Source organism: Nocardioides sp. NPDC127514 (assembly GCF_040302125.1).
Classification (GTDB): Bacteria; Actinomycetota; Actinomycetes; order Propionibacteriales; family Nocardioidaceae; genus Nocardioides.
Genome location: NZ_JBEORF010000061.1, coordinates 1 through 1,753, shown reverse-complemented (window position 1 = coordinate 1,753; position 1,753 = coordinate 1). Strand labels below are relative to the sequence as shown.

Sequence of the window (1,753 nt, the reverse complement as noted above, 5' to 3'; positions counted from 1 at the left end):
TGCGCGGTGGCCTTCGGCCATCCTTGACTCGGCACTCGATCGAGAAAGATTTCGCCTGTATCGGGGCGGCGGCGAGAGAGTGGCGCGGAGTTCACGATACTTGTTCGCTGACCGCGTAACATGGGTTTGACCTGCTTAAATAGGTCGCTCTATGGCACGCGTTTGCATATAATAAGGCCTATGTACGAGACCATCGACCGCCTCCTCGCTGGGCCTCCTCCTGGGGCGTCCGAGGGTGAGCTGGTCGACTGGATCGCGCGTCTTGAAGAGGTCAAGTGCACCGCCGAAGCCATCCAGGCCGAAGCAGCGGTACGCCTCGATGACGCCGTCCGGGCACGCCAACTGGAGGCTGGGGTTCCGGCTCGCAAGCTCGGCGAAGGTGTGGCCTCGCAGGTTGCGCTGGCGCGGCGGGTCTCGCCCGAGAAAGGCGCCAAACTGCTCGGGCTGGCCAAGGTCTTGATCAGCGAGATGCCGCACACCTTCGCGTTGATGAAGGCGGGGCTGTTCTCCCAATGGCAGGCCACCATCCTGGCCCGCGAAACCGCCTGCCTCTCCCTCGAAGACCGCAAGGTCATCGACCACGAGCTCTGCGCCACGGGTCCACACGGTGAACCCGCTCGGGCGGTGTCGATGGGGCTACGCCAGCTCGAGAACGCCGCCAAGAAGCTCGCCATCACCCTCGACCAAGCCTCCGTCGTCGCCCGCGCCGCGAACGCGGAAAAGGACCGCCGCGTCAGCCTGCGGCCGGCACCGGACACGATGACCTGGCTCGGGGCGTTGTTGCCGGTCAAGGACGGCGTCGCCGTCTTCGCCGCACTGGACCAGGCGGCCAAGGCCGCTGCGGCTGCGGGTGATGAGCGCACTAGGGGTCAGGTCATGGCCGACACCCTGGTCGACCGGATCACCGGCCGCGCAGAAGTTGGTGGCAAGCCGCGGATCGAGGTCAAGATCGTGATGACCGCCGACTCCCTCACCGGTGACGCCGATCAGCCGGCCATGGTGGAGGGCTACGGGCCCGTTCCTGCCGCCTGGGCCCGTGAAGCGCTCACCGACGCGGAGGTGTTCGTGCGGCGGTTGTTCTCCGACCGGGTCGGTCGGCTGGTGGCGATGGAGTCCCGCTCACGGAAGGCACCCGAGGGGCTAGCCGACTTCATTGCGACTCGCGATGGTGGGATCTGCCGGACCACCGGCTGCGATGCTCCGATCCGGAACATCGACCACGTCGAACGCCACGCGGACGGCGGCGAAACCAGCGCAGAGAACCTCCAAGGGCTGTGCGAGAGGTGCAACCAGGCCAAGGAAGCCCTCGGCTGGCAGGCCAGACCAGGACCAGACGGCAGCATCATCACCACCACACCCACCGGGCACACCTACACCAGCCCACCACCCGACACCTGGCCGCCGGACCCACCGCCGCGACTGTCGCCGGCGGAACACTGGTTGCGTGACCTGGTTCGCGACCACACGCTCGCGGCCTGAGGCTCTGGGCCTCCGAGGACTTTCTTCGGATCGGTGCTTGACCTTGACGCAGCGTCAGGGCTGCACGCTTCTTCCATCGCCCCGAACACGGGACCCGAGACCATCGAAGAAGGAGCATCACCATGAACAACATCCTCAGCCGCCTCGTGGGTGACAAGAAGGACTGGAAGCGGATGGAAGCCCGCGCTGCCGCACTGCCCGCCGACTACCGCACCGTCTATGGGGAGATGAAGAGCTACATGTGGCGCTTCACCGCCGGCGACGGCATGGACAT

General features: G+C 66.3%; 2 protein-coding genes. Both read left to right on the top strand.

Annotated elements, in window-relative coordinates; all coding sequences use genetic code 11:
* Nucleotides 1–120 precede the first annotated feature (120 nt).
* The gene (locus tag ABTX24_RS29640) at nucleotides 121–1,479 is read left to right on the top strand and encodes an HNH endonuclease (protein ID WP_350844765.1); all 1,359 of its coding nucleotides are present in this window, start codon (nucleotides 121–123) and stop codon (nucleotides 1,477–1,479) included.
* Nucleotides 1,480–1,601: 122 nt separating this feature from the next.
* Nucleotides 1,602–1,753, top strand: a 152-nt coding sequence (locus ABTX24_RS29635; protein WP_350839783.1) for a DUF1048 domain-containing protein, incomplete at its 3' end; no start/stop codon positions are given.

Bases quoted from the DNA above. Each gene is read 5' to 3' on its own strand.
- ABTX24_RS29640 (WP_350844765.1), top strand. From the start codon at position 121: ATGGGTTTGACCTGCTTAAATAGGTCGCTCTATGGCACGCGTTTGCAT.